This is a genomic window from Salmonella sp. SAL4457, from assembly GCF_046548235.1.
In the GTDB taxonomy this organism is placed as follows: Bacteria; Pseudomonadota; Gammaproteobacteria; order Enterobacterales; family Enterobacteriaceae; genus Salmonella; species Salmonella enterica.
This window is the reverse complement of record NZ_JBGDZO010001169.1, coordinates 1-243: the sequence shown is the minus strand read 5'-3', so window position 1 is coordinate 243 and position 243 is coordinate 1. Positions and strand designations below refer to the sequence as shown.

1 pseudogene is annotated in these 243 nt (G+C 60.5%); it reads left to right on the top strand.

Annotated elements, in window-relative coordinates:
- Positions 1-243 (top strand): annotated as a pseudogene (locus ACLJNW_RS27860) (spermidine/putrescine ABC transporter substrate-binding protein); the annotation flags it as partial.

Below are 243 nucleotides of genomic sequence, written 5' to 3'. Positions count from 1 at the left end.
CTCGACGCCTACGACAGCAACGAGACGCTGCTGGCCAAGCTCAAGGCCGGTGGCGGCGCCTACGACGTGGTGGTGCCGTCGGACAGTTTCATAGAAATATTCGTCAAGGAGGGGCTGCTGCAAAAGCTCGACAAGAGCCAGTTGCCGAGCCTGGGCAATCTGAAGGAAAACGTCCGGACCCTTGGCTTCGATCCCGGCCACGACTACAGCATTCCCTATCTCTGGGGCACCACCGGCTACAGC